Source organism: Enterococcus sp. FDAARGOS_375 (genome assembly GCF_002393265.1).
GTDB lineage: Bacteria > Bacillota > Bacilli > Lactobacillales > Enterococcaceae > Enterococcus_D > Enterococcus_D innesii.
In genome coordinates this window covers 3,246,488-3,265,372 of record NZ_CP023515.1, presented here as the reverse complement: position 1 = coordinate 3,265,372, position 18,885 = coordinate 3,246,488, and the positions used below count along the sequence as shown (strand labels likewise).

The following is an 18,885-nucleotide window of genomic DNA, read 5'->3' as shown; positions in this document are numbered from 1 at the left end:
CATGGAAATCATTGAAATGAGACACCCTTATGATCACGCAACGATTCCTGAAGAGGAGATCGTCTTAGTTTTAGGCTTTTTCGATGGCGTGCATCTAGGCCATCAGAAAGTCATTGAAACAGGGCGCAAGATTGCAGAGGAAAAAGGATTAAAATTGGCGTTGATGACCTTTAATCAACATCCCTCGATCGTGTTTCAAAAAGTCGATCCTGAAAAAATGCAATACCTGACCAGTTTGGCTCAAAAAGAAGCGCATATGGAACAACTTGGGGTAGACATTCTTTATATCATTGAATTTACTTCTGCTTTTGCAAATTTGGCACCGCAAGTATTTGTAGATGAATACATGATCGGACTGCATGCAAAAGTTGTTGTTGCAGGTTTTGACTATACCTATGGCAAGAAGGAAATTGCCAACATGGCGCTGTTGCCAACCTATGCAGAAGGACGTTTTGAAGTTGTGACTGTCGCGCAAGAATCGTTTGATGAAGAAAAGGTTAGCTCCACACGCATTCGCTCTGCGCTACAAAATGGCGATATGGCGCAAGTCAATCGCTTGTTAGGGTATATTTATGAATTTGAAGGAACCGTCGTTCACGGTGATGCTAGAGGACGAGAACTTGGGTTTCCAACCGCGAATATCAAAGTGAAGAGCACTGTTCGGTTGCCAAAAGAAGGTGTCTATGTGACGGAAATCAAAGTCGGTGACAAGTGGTATCCATCGATGGGATCGATTGGTCACAATGACACCTTTGGTCAAGGGCGCCAGTTAACAGTTGAAATCTATATTCTCGATTTTCACCAAGATATTTATGGGGAAACTGTGGCAATCCGTTGGCATCATTTCTTGCGTGATCAAGTGGCTTTCAATGGTGCGCAAGCATTGATTGAACAATTAAAGCAAGACGAACGAGACACTGAAGCTTATTTTGATGGCCTTTCAGAAGAAAACTAATCATTCGTAGTGAAAAGAAGCGTTTCTGGCTTCTTTTCACTTTTTCTTTTTCTCTCTTTTTATAACGTAGTTTATTTGAATTCTAATGCTTTCCCCATGAGGAAAAAACGTTTTTTCGATATACTAAAAAATAGGCTAAAATGATAATTTATGCAGTACGCTGCAAAGGGAAAGGGAGAGAAAAAGTGACAATTGGAAAAAAAGCGAAAAAGGGGAAAGAAAAGAAAGATTTAACCAAAATGAAAACGCCGCATACGTATGTCATCATTTTTGGGGTTGTGCTGTTGGCATGGTTGCTGACTTTCTTAGTTCCCGCTGGGAAATTTAGTACACAAGAAATCGAGTATACCGATGCAAATGGGGAAATCAGTACCAGAACGGTCTTAATGCAAGATTCGTTTCGTTATGCCTACCCGTTAGATAACGAATACGTCTATCAACAGTTGAATCAATTGGAAGACGATCCACAAGAGCTGGAAGAAATAGATGTCGATCCTGAGGCTTTAGCAGCTGTTCTAGCTGAAGGGCCTAAAGAGTTATCCCAGAGTCAATTAGATGAGGTGGGACTAACCGATGATACGCTTTACAGTCTTTACGGGGAAAAAATTTATGATACTTCTGAAAAACTGCATAAAACAGCCAAGGTTTGGGGAACTGATGACTTTAACGGTTTCGGTTTTTTAAATTTTGTTTTTGAAGGGTTGGTTTCTGGCGATAAATATGGATCAGCAGTTGGGATCGCAGCGCTGATCTTAGTGGTCGGGGGTGCATTTGGTATTATCATGCAAACCGGAGCGATCGATGCAGGGATCTTTGCGTTTATCAGCAAAACCCGTGGATTAGAACGTTTGGCATTGCCGTTATTGTTCTTTGCTTTTTCATTTGGGGGTGCTACTTTTGGGATGGCAGAAGAAGTCATTCCGTTTTCGATGGTCATGGTACCTTTCGTGATCGCATTAGGGTATGATTCGATCGTGGCGGTCACTGTCACTTATGTCGCCTCCCAGATTGGGAATGCCACCTCGTGGATGAGTCCATTTAGTGTGGCAGTGGCTCAAGGGATCGCAGGTATTCCGGTTCTTTCAGGGGCAACGTTCCGAATCATCATGTGGGTCGTGGTTACCGCATTATCTGCAGGATACCTCATGATCTATGCCGAAAGAATCCGCAAGAATCCGGAGAAGTCACTAACCTATCAATCGGATGCATATTTTAGAAATCATCTTGAGAAAACCTCTAGTGAGCAAAAACCCTTTCTATTAGGTCATAAATTGATCTTGGTTGAAATGCTAGCAGTCTTGATCTGGATCGTTTGGGGTGTGACACAAAAAGGCTATTATATTCCTGAGATTGCTTCCCAATTCTTTGTTATGGGCTTAGGGGCAGGAATCATTGCAGTTCTCTTCAAATTAGAAAATATGGGCTTGAATGACGTGGCGAGTGCTTTTCAATCAGGTGCCTCAGAATTGGCAGGAACTGCAATCGTTGTAGGGATGGCCAAAGGGATTCTTCTGGTTCTCGGCGGTTCTGATGCCAACGTGCCGTCAGCGTTGAATACGATTTTGCATAGCATCGGCGGTTTGTTAAGCAATGTTCCAGCATTTATTGGGGCTTGGTTCATGTACATTTTCCAAAGTTTCTTCAATTTGATCGTGACTTCAAATTCAGGTCAGGCTGCATTAACCATGCCGATCATGGCACCGTTAGCCGATCTTTTGGGTGTATCTAGACAGATCGCTGTCTTGGCTTACCAATTGGGATCAGGCTTTATGGATGCCTTCACGCCAGTATCAGCAAGTCTAATCGGTGTCCTGGGTGTCGCAAGAATCGAATGGGTGAAATGGGCGAAATTCCAGATCAAAATGCAAGGGTTCTTATTTGTATTAGGAACGATCTTCATCTTTATTGCGGTCGCAATCGGCTTGCAATAAGAAGTAATTAGGCACAAGGAGGAAGCACTCATGAAGGTGATACGACAAGCGGAGGTTTACGCGCCTGACTATTTAGGAAAAAAAGATATTTTATTAAATGAAGACAAGATTATTGCCATTCAAGATTCGATTCAAGGAGGATTCTCAGGCGTTGCTCTTGAAGAAATCGATGGCAGAGGGTTGCTTGCTGTGCCTGGTTTTATTGACTGTCACTTTCATATCTTAGGAGGTGGCGGGGAAGGTGGTTTTCAAAACCGGACACCTGAAGTGAAATTGTCTCAGCTGACCTCTGCAGGAGTGACGACGGTAGTTGGTTGCTTAGGTACTGACGGAGTAGGCAGAGATATGACTGCCTTGATCAGTAAGGCCCGTGGACTAGAGGCGGAAGGCATCACGACTTACTTGTATGACGGTTCTTATCGATTGCCATTGACGCCTGTCACGGATTCCATCATCCAAGATTTTTTGACTATCGATAAAATTATTGGTATTGGTGAAATTGCCGTTTCTGACCATCGTTCTTCACAACCAAGTTTCGAAGAATTTACCCGCGCGGTTGCGGATGCTCGTGTCGGTGGGATGCTTTCTGGAAAAGCAGGCATCGTGAACGTCCACTTAGGTGGAGGGAAGAAAAAATATGAGCTGCTTTTACGAACCATCGAAGAGACAGAGATTCTAATCAGCCAATTTTTACCTACACATGCCAATCGGACCAGTGAGCTTTTCGAAGCGAGTATTGCTTTTGCAAAAATGGGTGGAACGATCGATTTTACGGCGAGTGAAGATCCTGATTTCTGGGAAAAAGAAGACGATGAGGTTCGCTTCAGTAAAGGATTGAAACGTTTGTTAGCAGAAGGGATCGGGCTGGATCAATTTACCATGACCTCTGATGGGCAAGGCAGTCTCCCTTACTTTGATGAAAACAATCAATTCATAGGTCTGGGTGTCGGCAGTTCGCGAGCGCTGATGGTAGGCATTAAAGAAGCAGTCCAAAAAGAGCAGATTCCATTGGAAATCGCCATTCGTGCAATCACTTCCAATCCAGCGAAAGTATTGAAGCTTGATCAAAAGGGACGTCTTGCAGCAGGGATGGATGCTGATATTTGCTTGCTGAACAAAGAATCATTCGCTGTAGAAACAGTTCTAGCAAAAGGCAAAACGATGGTAGAAAAACAAGAAGTGAAAGTATGGGGTACCTTTGAGCAACTAGCGTAAAAAGAAGCCAATTTTGGCAGACTAAGAGTCGGTTGTTTTTCTAAACAGAGTTGTAAAAGACAAAAAAGCAGCCCGATCTATGACCAGCATTTGCTGGACTTGATCGGGCTGCTTTTTCACTTAAATGCAAGAATTCTTATGCTTGCAGCTCATCTAATTTCTTCATGTCTTCTTCAGAAATTTCAAAGTCAACTTTGGCATTATCTGAAATGTATTCTTCATGAACGGATTTTGGCAATGGCAAAATATCTTTTTGTAGTAGGTAACGAATAGAAAGCTGTGGAATCGATTTTCCATAGGCTTCCGCAATCGTTTTGACCGCATCGTTGTCTAGTAAACGACCAGTAGCGATTGGTGAATAGCCTTCCACTAAAATTTCGTGCTCTTTGCAAAATGCCAATAATTCTTCATTTGTGCGACCAATATGGTAAATAAACTGATTGACCATTGGTTTCACATCGCAATGATCGAAAATATTTTGTAAATCTTTTTGATCGAAGTTTGAAACACCGATCGATTTTACTTTTCCACTTAAGTAGGCTTCTTCTAATGCTTTCCAAACATCGATGTTTTCAAGATAAAAATCTTTATTTTCTGGATTGTTTCCCATGATTTTCCAAGGACGAGGGGCATGGATCAAAATCAAATCGATATACCCTAAGTCAAGTTTTTTTAGAGAAGCATCAATGCTATCAACCGCTTCTTGATAAGTTTTTAACTCAGCAGGTACTTTCGTGGTAACAAAAATCTCTTCACGAGCAACGCCTGAATCGCGGACAGCTTTCCCAACTGCTTCTTCATTTTTATAAGCAGCAGCTGTATCGACATGTCGATAACCATCTTGGATGGCAAATTTTGTTGCATTGTAAGCATCTTCTGGCGAAGATTGCCAGGTCCCAAGGCCGATCTTAGGAATCGTCAGTTTGTTCTGCAAAGTAAATGTTTCTTGTAATATCACGTATTTCAACCTACTTTCGTCGCTTTTTTTAGTTACATCTTTTATTATAAAACGTTTTCTTGTTTGATACAAATCTGACGCTGAAACTTTTTCGGTAAATTGACTTTCAAAGGGATCTTTGATACAGTAGCAGCAACCTCAAGCTGGAAAGATGTGGTAAGAATGGATTTTGTAAAAGAAGATTTTGCCTACTATCGGCGCTCTTTTGAATTGATGTATCGTAGTTATTTCCGTAGAAGAATGCTTGCTCTTGGCGTGGCGATTTTGATTATCTTAGGTTACCTATTTTTGTTACAAGAAAGTTTGCTTTTAAATATCATTTTGTTGGTTATTTTGCTAGGGATGATGGCATGGTTAGTTTCACTTTATCAGCGAGCGAGTGAGGTCGTACTTGCTTTCGAAGAAGAAAATCAGGTGCCGCAAATTTATCAACTGACAGAATTCGAGGATCATTATGCATTCCACATGAAGGATGGAACAACGATGCGCGTGAAGAAAAACGGCAATCGCAACTTTCCTTCCAATAATAAGCAGTACACGCTGATGGCAGGGTATAAGAAAGTGTTTTTTGTGCAACAACCCCTAATGATCTTTTATTATGACCTCTTAGAGATGAAGTATGATGAAGCGTATCGATTAAAGCGAAATCGCCAAAATGGGTTCAGGCGTTGGTCCCGGTATTTCAGTTTTCGCTCCTTTAAAGGATCTATCGGAAATGTTTTTCAATTTTTGCTAGGAAATATTTTTTTCTTATTTATCGCCTATCGGTTGATCCGTTACTTGATCGACATCTTGCTTCATGTTTTTTAATCGATCAAGCGTCCTTACATTCCTCACTGTTTTCATAGACTGATGAAAAAGATGATAGGACTTAATTTTTAAATCAAGGTATACTAGAGTCAGATAAGGCAAGCGATTGTCTTTCAAGAAGAGAGCTACTCTTATTCAGTAAGCCGCCGACAACAGCTTATCTTTTGTGGCGCTAACAATTTGGGGGAAGTGTTAGTTCTTGTAGCAGACCGCAATTTTTCTGTTTGCCATAAGAACAAAAACGGTAGTTTACCGTACTTAATAGGAGTAGTCCTCTTGGTTTTTTCTATGATTGTTCTGAAACATCACTTTCTTGAAGTGGTGTTTTTTTGCTTATTGCTATTTCAAGTGATAGGAGAATTCACAGATCTGTGCTACAATAAGTGCCGATACTCTCAGCAATGCGAGTGAAAAAGAAGATAGAGGAGAATCACTTAGTAATGCTTGAAGGTCAAACAATAAATGATCCATCTACAAAAAGCGCAGGAAATATTTCCGCGTATCTACATATACCTTTCTGTGAACATATTTGCTACTACTGTGACTTCAACAAAGTGTTTTTAGAAGGCCAGCCAGTGGATGAATACATCGAAGCACTGTTGAAGGAAATTGAGTTGACTCTTTTCCACCAGCCAGTCAGCGAAGCGGAAACGATTTACATTGGCGGTGGGACGCCAACGTCGCTTTCGGCAAGCCAGCTGGATCGATTGCTGTCAGGCGTACACGAATTATTGCCGACTCACACAACGAAAGAGTTTACCGTGGAAGCAAATCCTGGTGATTTGAGCGAAGACAAAATGCTGGTGTTGAAAAACCACCAAGTCAATCGATTGTCTATGGGGGTCCAGACCTTTGATAATCGCTTGCTAAAAAAGATTGGTCGCAAGCATACTGCTGAAGATGTTTATTCAACCATCCAACTGCTAGAAAAACATGATTTTCAGAATGTGACGATCGATTTGATTTATGCACTTCCGGGACAAAGCATTGAAAGCTTCCGTGATACGCTGACGCGAGCGATTGATCTCGGGTTGCCTCATTATGCGATGTATTCCTTAATCTTAGAAAACAAAACCATGTTTATGAACTGGGTTCGCCAAGGAAGAATGGCACTACCTTCTCAAGAAGCTGAAACGCAGATGTTTGACGAAGCGATCGCTGCGATGAACAAAGCTGGCTTGACCCAATATGAAATCAGTAATTTTGCCCGACCAGGGTATGAGTCCTTGCACAATCTAGTGTATTGGAACAATGAACATTATTTTGGCTTTGGGGCAGGCGCTAGTGGTTATCTTGGACAGTCTCGCTACAAGAATAAAGGACCGATCCAGCATTATTTGAAACCATTGCAGGAAAATCAGTTGCCAATCCACGAAATCGAAGAATTGACAACCAGCAATCAAATGGAAGAGGAACTTTTTTTAGGCCTCCGTAAAAAGGCTGGCATTTCAAAAATACGCTTTGCAGAAAAATTCGGGAAGTCTTTTCAGGAAATCTATGGTTCAACTAGCGAACAGTTGATTCAAAAAGGCTGGTTGGCTAGTCAAGGTGATCGTGTCTTTTTAACGAAAGCTGGGATGTTCATTGGCAACGAAGTGTTTGAAGCATTTCTCTTGGATGGAGAAAAATAAGAAAGAACAAGGAAGAAAAGCAGCCATTTCGCGCTGCTTCTTTTTTGCTTTCTTTTTTTAGCACTCTCTTAGAAAGAGTGCTAAAAAAGTGATGCAAATACTTGACATTCCTAGCAAATATGGTATATTTATAATCGTGTTAGCACTTAATAGGAATGAGTGCTAACGGAGGAGTGGATAAAATGTTGACACCTAGACAACAAATGATTTTACACCTCATCATCCAAAACTATACGAATACTGGTCAGCCCACGGGCTCGAAGCGATTGATGGAAGATGGGGTTGAAGCTAGCTCTGCCACCATTCGTAATGAGATGAAGGCGCTGGAAGAAGCTGGACTTCTATTAAAGACACATTCATCTTCAGGGCGTGTGCCATCAATAAAAGGGTATCGCTATTACGTTGATCACTTATTGAAGCCATCTGAAGTTGACCAAAACGAAATTCAAACCATTCGTCATTCTTTTGGAAAAGATTTTCATGAAATCAATGAAATCATCCAGCAGTCTGCCACGATCTTGTCCAACTTGACTAGCTATACAGCGTTGTCTCTAGGGCCAGATATGAAGGAAAGGAAATTGACGGGCTTTCGAATCGTCCCTTTGAATGCACGACAGATCATCGCGATCATCGTGACGGATAAAGGGAATGTCGAAAATCAAGTCTTTACCCTTCCTGAATCGATGAGCAGCGAAGATTTGGAAAAAATGGTAAGGATCATCAACGACAAATTGATCGGTGAACCTCTAATGACGGTCTACCATCGATTAAGAACCGAGATTCCGATGATTCTGCATAAGTATTTTCAAACGACTGACGGAATCGTTGATCTCTTTGATACGATGCTGAGCCATATTTTTGAAGAAAAAATCTTCGTCGGCGGGCGAATGAATCTTCTGGATTTTGAACCGACGCAAGATGTTAGTCAGTTCAAATCGATGTATTCATTTATGAAAAACGCAGATCAGCTGACACAGCTGCTGGCGCCAAGAGATTCTGCGATTCAAATCAGAATCGGCTCTGAGCTTGGCAATGACTTGTTACAAAATATGAGTTTGATCCAAGCCAGCTATGAAATCGAAGGTCATGGACAAGGAACGATCGCTTTATTAGGTCCATCAAGTATGCCGTATTCACGGATGTTTGGACTGATGGAAGTTTTTCGAGGCGAGTTAGCAAAAAAATTGGCCGATTATTATCGCGCATTAGACGCTGCCAATGAATAAGCGGCAATGAAACAAATCGTAGAAGGGATGGTTGAAACGTGACGGAAAAAGAAGAGCGTTTAGATGAAGAATTAGCTAAAACTGCTGAAGAAACCGCAGAAACACCTGAATCTTCAAATGAATCAACTGAAACTGAAGCACAGACTCCTCAACCAGAGGAAGAAGCAGTGGAAAAAAGCGAATTGGAACTTTTGCAAGAAAAGAATAACGAATTGGAAGATCAATTCCTGCGTGCTCGTGCAGAGATCGCAAATATCACTTCACGTAACCGCAATGAGCGGGAACTTTTACAAAAATACCGCTCGCAAGATCTTGGCAAAAAACTGTTGCCAGCAATCGACAATTTGGAACGAGCGATGGCAGCAGATGTCGATCAAGACCAAGCGGCGAATTTGAAAAAAGGCGTTGAAATGGTTCTTGAAAGTCTGCGTCAAGCCTTAAAAGAAGAGGGAATCGAAGAGATTCCTGCTGAAGGTGCAATGTTCGATCCGAACTTGCATCAAGCGGTGCAGACTGTACCTGCCTCTGATGAAACACCGGCAGACACAATCGTTACTGTCTTGCAAAAAGGGTATAAATTGCATGATCGTGTCTTGCGTGCAAGCATGGTCATCGTTGCACAATAGTTCTTTCTATCTATAAGTAGATGTTTAAATTAAAAAAGGGAGTGTATTACTTATGAGTAAAATTATCGGTATCGACTTAGGAACAACAAACTCAGCTGTTGCTGTCCTTGAAGGCGGCGAAGCAAAAATCATTACGAATCCAGAAGGAAACCGTACCACACCTTCTGTTGTTTCATTCAAAAATGGTGAGATCCAAGTAGGGGAAGTTGCAAAACGCCAAGCAGTGACAAACCCGAATACGATTTCTTCTATTAAACGCCATATGGGTGAAGCAGGATACAAAGTAGAAGTTGAAGGCAAATCTTATACACCACAAGAAGTTTCCGCAATGGTTCTTCAATACATCAAAGGATTTGCTGAAGACTATTTAGGTGAAAAAGTTGAAAAAGCAGTCATCACTGTTCCTGCATATTTCAACGATGCACAACGTCAAGCAACTAAAGATGCTGGTAAAATTGCCGGTCTTGAAGTAGAACGGATCGTCAATGAACCAACTGCTGCAGCTTTAGCTTATGGGTTAGATAAAACAGATAAAGATGAAAAAATCCTAGTCTTTGACTTAGGTGGCGGTACTTTCGACGTATCGATCCTTGAATTAGGCGATGGCGTCTTTGACGTATTGTCAACTGCTGGGGACAACAACCTAGGTGGGGATGACTTTGATAACAAAATCATCGATCACATGGTAGCAGAATTCAAAAAAGAAAACGGCATTGATCTTGGAAAAGACAAAATGGCTTTGCAACGTTTGAAAGATTCTGCTGAAAAAGCGAAAAAAGACTTGTCAGGTGTAACAAGTACCCAAATCAGCTTACCGTTTATCACAGCTGGCGATGCTGGTCCATTGCACTTGGAAATGACCTTGACTCGTGCGAAATTTGATGAATTAACAGCAGACTTAGTAGAACGTACAAAAATTCCAGTACGCCAAGCTTTGAAAGATGCTGGCTTATCACAATCAGAAATCGATGAAGTGATCTTAGTTGGTGGTTCAACTCGTATTCCGGCAGTAGTTGATGCTGTACGTAAAGAAACCAATAAAGAACCAAACAAATCAGTAAACCCAGATGAAGTGGTAGCGATGGGTGCTGCGATCCAAGGTGGCGTGATCACTGGGGATGTGAAAGATGTTGTCTTACTAGACGTTACACCATTATCATTAGGTATCGAAACGATGGGTGCTGTCTTCACAAAATTGATCGATCGTAACACAACGATCCCTACAAGTAAATCACAAGTCTTCTCAACTGCAGCAGACAATCAACCTGCCGTTGATATCCATGTCTTGCAAGGGGAACGTCCAATGGCTGCTGATAACAAAACATTAGGAAGATTCCAATTGACGGATATTCCACCAGCACCTCGTGGCATCCCTCAAATCGAAGTAACATTTGATATCGATAAAAATGGGATCGTCAATGTTTCTGCAAAAGATTTAGGTACACAAAAAGAACAAAAAATCACGATCAAATCATCTTCAGGTTTATCAGATGAAGAAATCGAACGCATGGTAAAAGATGCTGAAGCAAATGCTGAAGCCGACAAACAGCGCAAAGAAGAAGTTGATCTACGCAATGACGTCGATGCATTGTTGTTCACTGTTGATAAAACATTGAAAGAGCTTGAAGGCAAAGTGGATGCAGACGAAGTCAAAAAAGCGGAAGAAGCTCGTGATGAGTTGAAAGCTGCGGTTGAAGCAAACAACTTAGAAGAAATGAAAACCAAACGTGATGCTTTGAATGAAATCGTACAAAACTTAACCGTTAAATTATACGAACAAGCAGCACAACAACAAGCACAAGAAAATCCAGAAGCTGCACAAGGCGGCGCAGACGATGTGGTTGACGCCGACTTTGAAGAAGTAGACGGTGACGATAAATAATCGCTGTTTGTGAAAAAGCCAAAGTCACCGCTTTGGCTTTTTCTTATGAATTTGCGAAACGTATTTTTCTAGAGCGAATTATATGCTAAAATACGAGAGACGCAAGAATAGAGTGGAGGGAAGCCAATGGCAGACAAAAGAGATTATTATGAGGTCTTAGGTCTACAAAAAGGGGCTTCGGATGACGAAATCAAAAAAGCTTATCGTAAGCTTTCAAAACAATATCATCCAGACATCAATAAAGAACCTGATGCAGAAGCAAAGTTTAAAGAGATTTCTGAGGCCTATGAAATATTAAGTGATTCCCAAAAAAGAGCTGCTTATGATCAGTATGGTCATGCTGGTACCGATCCGAACTACGGAGGCGGTTATGGCGGTGGATTCGGCGGCTTTAACAGTGGCGGATTCTCCGGTGGCGGTTTTGGTGGATTTGAAGACATTTTCGAATCGTTTTTCGGGGGTGGAGGCGGCAGAGCAGCCAATCCTAATGCACCCCGACAAGGAGCGGACTTGCAATATGCGGTGGATCTTTCCTTTGAAGAAGCGATTTTCGGAGTGGAAAAAACTGTTCAATACAATCGTGAAGAAACCTGTCATACCTGCGGCGGGAACGGGGCAAAACCAGGTACTTCACCAGAAACCTGTCATAAATGTCATGGTGCAGGTACTATCAATGTTGAACGTCAAACACCACTTGGTCGTGTGATGAGCCGTCAAACCTGTGATGTTTGTCATGGAACTGGGAAAGAAATCAAGGAACCATGTACAACATGTCATGGTACTGGCCATGAAAAGAAAAAACATAATGTAAAAGTCAACGTGCCTGCAGGTGTCGAAGATGGACAACAAATGCGTTTATCTGGCCAGGGAGAAGCTGGGACCAACGGTGGTCCTTATGGGGACTTATACGTTGTTTTCCGTGTGGAAGAAAGTGATATTTTTGATCGTGACGGTTCTGAGATTTATTACGAGCTACCGCTGAACTTTGTCCAAGCTGCTTTAGGTGACGAAGTCAATGTACCAACGGTTCACGGGAATGTGAAGTTAAAAATCCCAGCTGGGACCCAAACAGGTACAAACTTCCGCTTACGCGGTAAAGGAGCCCCTCGCTTACGGGGAGGCGGCAATGGCGATCAACAAGTCAAAGTGAAGCTGATCACACCGAAGAACTTAAATGAGGAACAAAAAGAAGCATTGCGGGCTTATGCAAAAGCTAGTGGACATGAAACCACCGAACAACAACCAGAAGGATTTTTTGATAAAATGAAAGATGCTTTTGGTGGGAAAAAGAAATAACAAGTCAATAATCCAATTCATGCCCTGATAAAACCATCCGTTTTATCAGGGCATGAGTGGTTGAAAGAATATAAATGTGCAGTATGGACGAGAATCGAATCTTCTTGTCCATCTTTTTTTCTTTTCCTTTGAAATCGCTTGCTTAGTATGTCACAATGAAAGTAGACCAATTAAAGGAGGAGATACAATGGAAAGAATATTTGCGAGTCCGTCACGATACGTTCAAGGAAAAGGTGTATTGAAAGATGGTTTATCCCACATTAAAGATCTAGGGAAGAAAGTGCTGCTTTTGACCGATGAAACAGTTTGGAAAATTGCCGGTGAAGACTTATTTGATAATCTCAAAGCAGCTGATTTAGATCCGGTAAAAGAAATTTTTGGTGGAGAAGCTTCTGCAAATGAAATCGATCGTATCGTCTCTAAAGCCAAAAGCGAATCCATTGAAGTGATTGCTGCATTAGGTGGCGGGAAAGCCATCGATACTGGGAAAGCTGTTGCAGATGAATTAAAAATCCCGATTGCCGTTTTGCCAACGATCGCTTCTACTGATGCACCAACTTCGGCACTTTCTGTTATTTATACAGATGAAGGTCGCTTTGAAAAGTATCGTTTTTATCACAAAAATCCTGAACTTGTCTTAGTGGATACAGCCGTTATTGCGAAAGCGCCTGCCAAGTTATTGGCAGCGGGTATTGCGGATGCACTCGCAACCTATGTCGAAGCACGCGCCGTTGCCCGAAGCCATAGTCAGAATATGGTTGGCGGCATTCAACCAATTGCCGGCATGGCGATCGCTGAAAAATGCGAAGAGATTCTTTTTGAGAATGCGCTGAAAGCCTATCAAGCAAATAAAAAACTAGTCGTTACCGAAGCGTTTGAACAAATCGTGGAAGCCAACACTCTGTTAAGTGGTTTAGGTTTTGAAAGTGCTGGTCTGGCAGCAGCTCATGCGATCCATAATGGCTTGACAGCCCTTGAAGGAGACGTCCATGATTTGACTCATGGAGAGAAAGTTGCTTACGGGACACTTACACAATTGATGCTGGAAAACGCGGATCCTGATGAAATTGACCAATATATTGAGTTGTATCAGGCGTTGGAATTACCAACGACATTAGCTGAAATGCATCTTGCGGATGTCAGTGATGCAGACCTTATGAAAGTCGGCAAACAAGCAACCATCGAAGGGGAGACGATTCACAATATGCCGTTCACGGTATCTGCAGAAGATGTTGTAGCCGCGATCAAAGCCGTGGATGCCTATGTGACCGCTTATTATCCTCTATGATGTTATTTTATAAACGTTCATTGATCGATACTTGTTGATTAAAAAAAACGTTTGACAATGAAAAAGAGTCGTGCTATTTTGTTAACAAGCAAATTAAAGGAGGGAACAAGACATGACGAACTTCAACACGCAAACTACATGTTGTTGTTGTATGGTGCAAAAAGCAGCATACCCATTTGTCATGCCTATTATTAGTTCCTTTGTCGCAGCAGATCGCTGAGTTTTTTAGTGATTCGCTTCTATCCGGATAAGACGACATTTTTGGGGTACTGATGTAATAGTCAGTACCCCTTTTTGTTTGCTATTTTTTACCGCTTTCATTGGCGACGGCTGGTGATTGCAAACGAAAATGAGTACATGAAGCATACGAGTTGTACCAAAAACTTGAGCGAGGAGTCGAGCGATGATCGTTAATAATATAAAAGCATTGATTGGGCAAACCCCATTCTTTGAATTTGATGCCGCAGCATTTGGTGGCAAAAAGGGAAGTACCATCTATGCAAAACTTGAGTATTTAAACCCTGGCGGAAGTATCAAGGACCGGTTAGGAAAATATTTGATCGATGAAGCGTTTCGTGAGCATGTGATCGATCATGAGACAACCGTTATCGAACCGACAGCGGGAAATACTGGAATTGGTTTGGCTTTAGCTGGGATCGAGTATGGCTTAAAAATGATTTTTGTCATTCCTGAAAAATTCAGCCTTGAAAAGCAGCAATTGATTGAAGCATTAGGCGGGACCATCGTTCATACGCCCACTGAAGCAGGCATTCAAGGGGCGATTGAAAAAGCAAAGGAACTAGCAAAACAGCTGCCAAATAGTTTTATGCCAATGCAATTTCACAATCAAAACAACCCTGCAGCCTACCAAGCAACCTTAGGCCCAGAGATCTTTCAGGAGCTATCTGGAAAAATTGATAGCTTTGTTGCCGGGGCTGGTAGCGGGGGAACCTTCGCAGGTGTCGCAACATACTTAAAGAAACAAAAATCTAGTACTCGTCTTGCTGTTGTTGAACCAGAAGGATCAATCTTGAATGGCGGTCCTGCCCACGGCCATGAGATTGAAGGGATCGGTGTTGAGTTCATTCCACAATTTTTTGACGATTTACGTATTGATCAAATTTATACGATCAGTGATGCGGAAGGCTTTGCCTTTACTCGTTACTTGGCAAAAAACTATGGTCTGCTTATTGGGAGTTCAAGTGGTGCCGCCATGGCAGCAGCCGTCAAAGAAAGTTTTGTTTTGCCAACGGGCAGCTCGATCGTCACAGTTTTTCCCGATGGTGGCGACCGCTATCTATCAAAACAAATTTATGCTGCGAATCCACAATTACACCATTTACAGGAGGAGAATACAATGCACTTTAATACAAAAGTAATCCACGGTGGTATCAGTGAAGACGAAACGACTGGGGCGGTCAGTGTGCCGATCTATCAAACATCAACTTACAAGCAAAACGCACTTGGTCAGCCAAAGCAATATGAATACAGTCGTTCAGGCAATCCAACTCGTTTTGCCGTAGAAGAATTGATTGCGGATCTTGAAGAAGGCGCCCAAGGGTTTGCTTTTGCCTCTGGATTAGCAGCCACCCATGCGGTCTTCTCGCTGTTTCAGACAGGAGATCACGTCATTTTAGGGGATGATGTATATGGCGGGACGTTTCGTTTGCTTCATCAAGTATTAGAAAAAAGCGGCTTGACTTATTCGCTAGTCAAAACCGATGATTTAGCTGCTATTGAAGCAGCAATTCTTCCTGAGACCAAAGCGATTTTTCTAGAAACACCGACGAATCCATTATTGAAGATTACGGACATCGCAATCGTTGCCCAACTAGCTAAAAAACAGGACATTTTGACGATCGTGGATAATACCTTTGCGACGCCATATTTTCAAAAGCCGCTGCAATTAGGCGCAGATATTGTGATTCACAGCGCTACCAAGTATCTCGGTGGACACAGTGATGTAGTAGCTGGGTTAGCGGTTGCCAAAGAGCTACAAATCGCCAAAAGAATTGCTTTTTTACAAAACGCCATTGGTGGTGTATTGGGGCCTCATGATAGCTGGTTGATCCAACGAAGCATCAAAACACTTGCTTTGCGGATGGAAGCACATCAAAACAACGCGATGAAAATTGCCCACTACTTACAAGCACATCCAGCTGTCGCAAAGGTTTATTATCCAGGATTGATTGACCATGAAGGACATGAAATCGCCAAATCACAGATGTCTGGCTATAGCGGTATGATATCTTTTGAACTAACCGATGAAACGAAAACAGCCGGCTTTGTTGAAGCATTAAAGATTTTTACTTTAGCAGAAAGTTTAGGTGGTGTGGAAAGTTTGGTAGAAGTGCCAGCCGTGATGACCCATGCCTCAATCCCTAAAGAAATTCGCCAGCAATCTGGGATCAAAGATGGCTTGATTCGATTGTCGGTCGGCATCGAAGACGGTGAGGATCTACAGGCAGATTTAGAGCAAGCGTTTGAAAAGGCAGGTAACTAGTGATGGGGAGAGAGTTTATTCCAATTTTTTCAGACTGGGCAGCTGAGTACGATGAAACAGTTGCAGGTAAGGATGAAGAATATCGAGCAGTTTTTTTAAAATATGAACAGTTACTAGCAGAAATTGCTGAAAAGGCAGGGCGGTCTGTGGTAGAATTTGGTAGTGGAACTGGAAATCTAACACAAGCTCTACTTGATCAAGGAAAAAATGTGCTGGCGATCGAGCCATCGCCAGAGATGCGGCGGATCGCCAAGTCAAAACCCAGTCTTTCTAAAGTGACTTTTGTTGATGGTGATATGGAGGTTTTTCCTGAGATCACGGATGCGATTGATACGATCGTTTCTACCTATGTTTTTCATCATCTTACGGAGGACGAAAAACAACGGGTGATCGGCAAATATGCGGCGATGCTGCCAAAAGGCGGGAAAGTGCTTTTCGGTGATACGATGTTTCTTTCTTTAGCCCGCAAAATGGAACTAATCGACAAAGCGCGTCAAGCTGGTCACCAGCGACTAGCCGCTGATCTGGAACGGGAGTACTATCCAGTTACTGCGGATATCGAACGGTACTTTCGCCAACATGGGTTTACCAGTCGTTTTAAGCAAATCAATGAGTATGTTTGGCTTGTGGAAGCACAAAGAGAGTAGGAGAGAAGTACAATGAAAATGAACGTTGAAAGCTTTAATTTGGATCATACGAAAGTCAAAGCACCTTATGTACGGGTTGCCGATAAAAAACAAGGAACGAATGATACCATTATCAAATATGATGTCCGTTTGAAGCAGCCGAACCAAGCGCATATGGATATGGCAAGTCTGCATTCTTTAGAACATTTGACGGCAGAATTGATTCGTAATCATGCAGATTATATCGTGGATTGGTCACCAATGGGCTGCCAAACCGGCTTTTATTTGACTGTCTTGAATCATGACGATTATGAAGAGATTTTGACAGTCCTTGAAAAAACCATGAAGGATGTTTTGCAAGCAACTGAAGTACCTGCCAGCAATGAAGTGCAATGCGGTTGGGCGGCGAACCATACCTTAGAAGGTGCGCAAAAATTAGCGCAAGAATTTCTTGATGAACGTGACAATTGGTCGACCGTTTTTGCCTAAACGAAAAAGATCATAGAAAAAAGTGCCTGTGTTTGTATTCACGGGCACTTTTTTTGTTGGCTAAGCAATAAGAAGAGGATTCAATATTTGGGGTTCTTCAAAGTGATAAGCTGCATTTTTGTTATCTTTTTGTAAGGCGTATTAGTTTTGGGGTGAACGTTGGTAAATAAGTGTAATATGTCGCTTCTGATCTGCTCACTGGATTTCAAATATTATTTGATAGTTTCAATAAATTATAAGTTGCAACTTACGCGGGTGAAAAGGAAATATTATAATAGAATTAACTACTCAATAAAAATGTGCTATATCAAAGGTGAATCCTAGTGGCTCTTACCAGGTCGGTAGGAAGTAGCACGCGGTTTGCCAAGAATGTATGTAAGCAAATCTTTTTTTAATAAAGAAGGAGAGGAAGAAAAGAAGATGAGCATCTTAAAGCAATGGCAAGCAAAACATCAAGCGAAAAAAGAAGCGAAAAAACAAGCGTTACGTTTAAAAAATGCGAGGCTTCGTGCGCAAGGAAAAGAGCCATTGAAAGGTTGGGGAAAGATGGTTGATACCGGCATCGGTGGGGCAAACAAAGCAAACCCGATCGATACAAAAGTATTTTTAGGTGAAAATCAAAAACAGATCTCAGAAGAAACAAAAAGAAAAAATCAATGAAAAAAGACCTCTGCAACAGTCCGAGAAAAGAACTGTTCCAGAGGATTTTTTTAGATATTCAAAACTTTGTCTAAGAAATCTTTCGTACGATCGTGCTTAGGGTTGGTAAAGATTTGCTCAGGTGTGCCGTCTTCTAAGAAATTACCGCCATCAATAAACATCACGCGGTTCGCTACTTCTTTGGCAAAGCCCATCTCATGAGTGACGATCACCATGGTCATTCCTTGTTTTGCCAAATCCTTCATAACATTTAGTACATCCCCAACCATTTCGGGATCGAGTGCGGAGGTTGGTTCATCGAACAGCATCACATCGGGATTCATCGCTAAAGCTCTCGCGATCGCCACCCGTTGTTTTTGTCCTCCAGATAGATTGTCAGGGTACATGTCTTTTTTATCAGCCAGACCTACCGTCTCTAATAAACGAATCGCGTTTTGTTCCGCTTCTTGCCGAGAAGCATTTTTTAGATCCATCGGGGCTAGAATGATGTTTTCTAAAACTGACAAGTGCGGGAAGAGATTGAAATGCTGAAACACCATGCCGATATGTTGTCGTACAGCATTGATGTTGGTGTTCTTATCCATCAGATGCGCGCCATCAATGATGATATCACCGCTGGTTGGTTCTTCTAAGCGGTTCAAACAGCGTAAGAACGTCGATTTTCCAGATCCTGAAGGACCAATCACACAAACAACTTCTCCTTCAGCGATGGAAACATTGATATTGTTCAATACGGTATTGTCTCCGTATTTTTTCACAAGGTTTTCAACTAAGATTTTTTCTTTCATG

Annotated in this window: 16 protein-coding genes and 1 pseudogene; 15 read left to right on the top strand and 2 right to left on the bottom strand. The window is 41.9% G+C overall.

Going from position 1 to position 18,885, the window contains the following annotated elements:
- Position 1 precedes the first annotated feature (1 nt).
- From ribF to iadA, 3 genes are all read left to right on the top strand, one after another.
- The gene (gene ribF / locus CO692_RS16890; RefSeq protein ID WP_081118621.1) at positions 2 to 955 is read left to right on the top strand and encodes a riboflavin biosynthesis protein RibF; all 954 of its coding nucleotides are present in this window, start codon (positions 2 to 4) and stop codon (positions 953 to 955) included.
- 239 nt (positions 956 to 1,194) lie between these two features.
- Positions 1,195 to 2,886: a putative basic amino acid antiporter YfcC gene (gene yfcC / locus CO692_RS16885; RefSeq protein ID WP_186366405.1), complete on the top strand. Its 1,692-nt coding sequence runs from the start codon at positions 1,195 to 1,197 to the stop codon at positions 2,884 to 2,886.
- A gap of 30 nt (positions 2,887 to 2,916) precedes the next feature.
- Positions 2,917 to 4,101, top strand: a complete 1,185-nt coding sequence (iadA, locus tag CO692_RS16880; RefSeq protein ID WP_096742785.1) for a beta-aspartyl-peptidase — start codon at positions 2,917 to 2,919, stop codon at positions 4,099 to 4,101.
- A 136-nt stretch (positions 4,102 to 4,237) separates the two neighbouring features.
- Here iadA and CO692_RS16875 read toward each other — a convergent pair whose 3' ends face one another.
- Entirely contained in the window at positions 4,238 to 5,059 is an 822-nt protein-coding gene (locus CO692_RS16875) for an aldo/keto reductase (protein ID WP_077454427.1), read from the bottom strand.
- 162 nt (positions 5,060 to 5,221) lie between these two features.
- Between CO692_RS16875 and CO692_RS16870 the strand changes: the two genes are divergently transcribed.
- The 12 genes and pseudogenes from CO692_RS16870 (at position 5,222) to CO692_RS16815 (ending at position 18,096) form a co-directional block, all read left to right on the top strand.
- Entirely contained in the window at positions 5,222 to 5,869 is a 648-nt protein-coding gene (locus CO692_RS16870) for a hypothetical protein (protein WP_096742784.1), read from the top strand.
- A 440-nt stretch (positions 5,870 to 6,309) separates the two neighbouring features.
- Positions 6,310 to 7,500 (top strand): radical SAM family heme chaperone HemW, encoded by a 1,191-nt coding sequence (hemW, locus tag CO692_RS16865; RefSeq protein WP_096742783.1) that lies wholly within the window; start codon positions 6,310 to 6,312, stop codon positions 7,498 to 7,500.
- 182 nt (positions 7,501 to 7,682) lie between these two features.
- Positions 7,683 to 8,726, top strand: coding sequence for a heat-inducible transcriptional repressor HrcA (gene hrcA / locus CO692_RS16860; protein WP_005225934.1), 1,044 nt, complete (start codon positions 7,683 to 7,685; stop codon positions 8,724 to 8,726).
- Between the two features lie 38 nt (positions 8,727 to 8,764).
- A complete protein-coding gene (gene grpE, locus CO692_RS16855; RefSeq protein WP_077454424.1) occupies positions 8,765 to 9,352 on the top strand; it encodes a nucleotide exchange factor GrpE in 588 nt (195 codons plus the stop codon).
- 52 nt (positions 9,353 to 9,404) lie between these two features.
- The gene (gene dnaK / locus CO692_RS16850; RefSeq protein WP_096742782.1) at positions 9,405 to 11,234 is read left to right on the top strand and encodes a molecular chaperone DnaK; all 1,830 of its coding nucleotides are present in this window, start codon (positions 9,405 to 9,407) and stop codon (positions 11,232 to 11,234) included.
- A gap of 126 nt (positions 11,235 to 11,360) precedes the next feature.
- The gene (dnaJ, locus tag CO692_RS16845; RefSeq protein ID WP_005235650.1) at positions 11,361 to 12,530 is read left to right on the top strand and encodes a molecular chaperone DnaJ; all 1,170 of its coding nucleotides are present in this window, start codon (positions 11,361 to 11,363) and stop codon (positions 12,528 to 12,530) included.
- A gap of 187 nt (positions 12,531 to 12,717) precedes the next feature.
- Entirely contained in the window at positions 12,718 to 13,818 is a 1,101-nt protein-coding gene (locus CO692_RS16840; RefSeq protein WP_096742781.1) for a glycerol dehydrogenase, read from the top strand.
- A 403-nt stretch (positions 13,819 to 14,221) separates the two neighbouring features.
- Positions 14,222 to 15,040: pseudogene (locus tag CO692_RS16835) on the top strand (PLP-dependent cysteine synthase family protein); the annotation flags it as partial.
- A gap of 135 nt (positions 15,041 to 15,175) precedes the next feature.
- Positions 15,176 to 16,321, top strand: a complete 1,146-nt coding sequence (locus CO692_RS16830; RefSeq protein ID WP_081118613.1) for a cystathionine gamma-synthase — start codon at positions 15,176 to 15,178, stop codon at positions 16,319 to 16,321.
- 2 nt (positions 16,322 to 16,323) lie between these two features.
- Positions 16,324 to 16,968, top strand: coding sequence for a class I SAM-dependent DNA methyltransferase (locus CO692_RS16825; protein WP_086292289.1), 645 nt, complete (start codon positions 16,324 to 16,326; stop codon positions 16,966 to 16,968).
- Between the two features lie 12 nt (positions 16,969 to 16,980).
- Positions 16,981 to 17,436, top strand: a complete 456-nt coding sequence (locus CO692_RS16820; RefSeq protein ID WP_008382180.1) for an S-ribosylhomocysteine lyase — start codon at positions 16,981 to 16,983, stop codon at positions 17,434 to 17,436.
- Positions 17,437 to 17,856: 420 nt separating this feature from the next.
- Complete coding sequence (locus CO692_RS16815; protein WP_096742883.1) at positions 17,857 to 18,096, top strand: hypothetical protein; 240 nt, start codon at positions 17,857 to 17,859, stop codon at positions 18,094 to 18,096.
- 50 nt (positions 18,097 to 18,146) lie between these two features.
- Here CO692_RS16815 and CO692_RS16810 read toward each other — a convergent pair whose 3' ends face one another.
- Positions 18,147 to 18,884: an amino acid ABC transporter ATP-binding protein gene (locus CO692_RS16810; RefSeq protein WP_077454419.1), complete on the bottom strand. Its 738-nt coding sequence runs from the start codon at positions 18,882 to 18,884 to the stop codon at positions 18,147 to 18,149.
- Position 18,885 lies beyond the last annotated feature (1 nt).

What these genes read in the sequence shown, in the direction of transcription:
- dnaJ (WP_005235650.1), top strand. Translation starts at nt 11,361, where the DNA reads ATGGCAGACAAAAGAGATTATTATGAGGTCTTAGGTCTACAAAAAGGG.
- CO692_RS16820 (WP_008382180.1), top strand. Translation starts at nt 16,981, where the DNA reads ATGAAAATGAACGTTGAAAGCTTTAATTTGGATCATACGAAAGTCAAA.
- ribF (WP_081118621.1), top strand. Translation starts at nt 2, where the DNA reads ATGGAAATCATTGAAATGAGACACCCTTATGATCACGCAACGATTCCT.
- CO692_RS16830 (WP_081118613.1), top strand. Translation starts at nt 15,176, where the DNA reads ATGCACTTTAATACAAAAGTAATCCACGGTGGTATCAGTGAAGACGAA.
- hrcA (WP_005225934.1), top strand. Translation starts at nt 7,683, where the DNA reads ATGTTGACACCTAGACAACAAATGATTTTACACCTCATCATCCAAAAC.
- CO692_RS16870 (WP_096742784.1), top strand. Translation starts at nt 5,222, where the DNA reads ATGGATTTTGTAAAAGAAGATTTTGCCTACTATCGGCGCTCTTTTGAA.
- yfcC (WP_186366405.1), top strand. Translation starts at nt 1,195, where the DNA reads ATGAAAACGCCGCATACGTATGTCATCATTTTTGGGGTTGTGCTGTTG.
- hemW (WP_096742783.1), top strand. Translation starts at nt 6,310, where the DNA reads ATGCTTGAAGGTCAAACAATAAATGATCCATCTACAAAAAGCGCAGGA.
- CO692_RS16825 (WP_086292289.1), top strand. Translation starts at nt 16,324, where the DNA reads ATGGGGAGAGAGTTTATTCCAATTTTTTCAGACTGGGCAGCTGAGTAC.
- CO692_RS16810 (WP_077454419.1), bottom strand. Translation starts at nt 18,884, where the DNA reads ATGAAAGAAAAAATCTTAGTTGAAAACCTTGTGAAAAAATACGGAGAC.
- iadA (WP_096742785.1), top strand. Translation starts at nt 2,917, where the DNA reads ATGAAGGTGATACGACAAGCGGAGGTTTACGCGCCTGACTATTTAGGA.
- CO692_RS16815 (WP_096742883.1), top strand. Translation starts at nt 17,857, where the DNA reads ATGAGCATCTTAAAGCAATGGCAAGCAAAACATCAAGCGAAAAAAGAA.
- dnaK (WP_096742782.1), top strand. Translation starts at nt 9,405, where the DNA reads ATGAGTAAAATTATCGGTATCGACTTAGGAACAACAAACTCAGCTGTT.
- CO692_RS16840 (WP_096742781.1), top strand. Translation starts at nt 12,718, where the DNA reads ATGGAAAGAATATTTGCGAGTCCGTCACGATACGTTCAAGGAAAAGGT.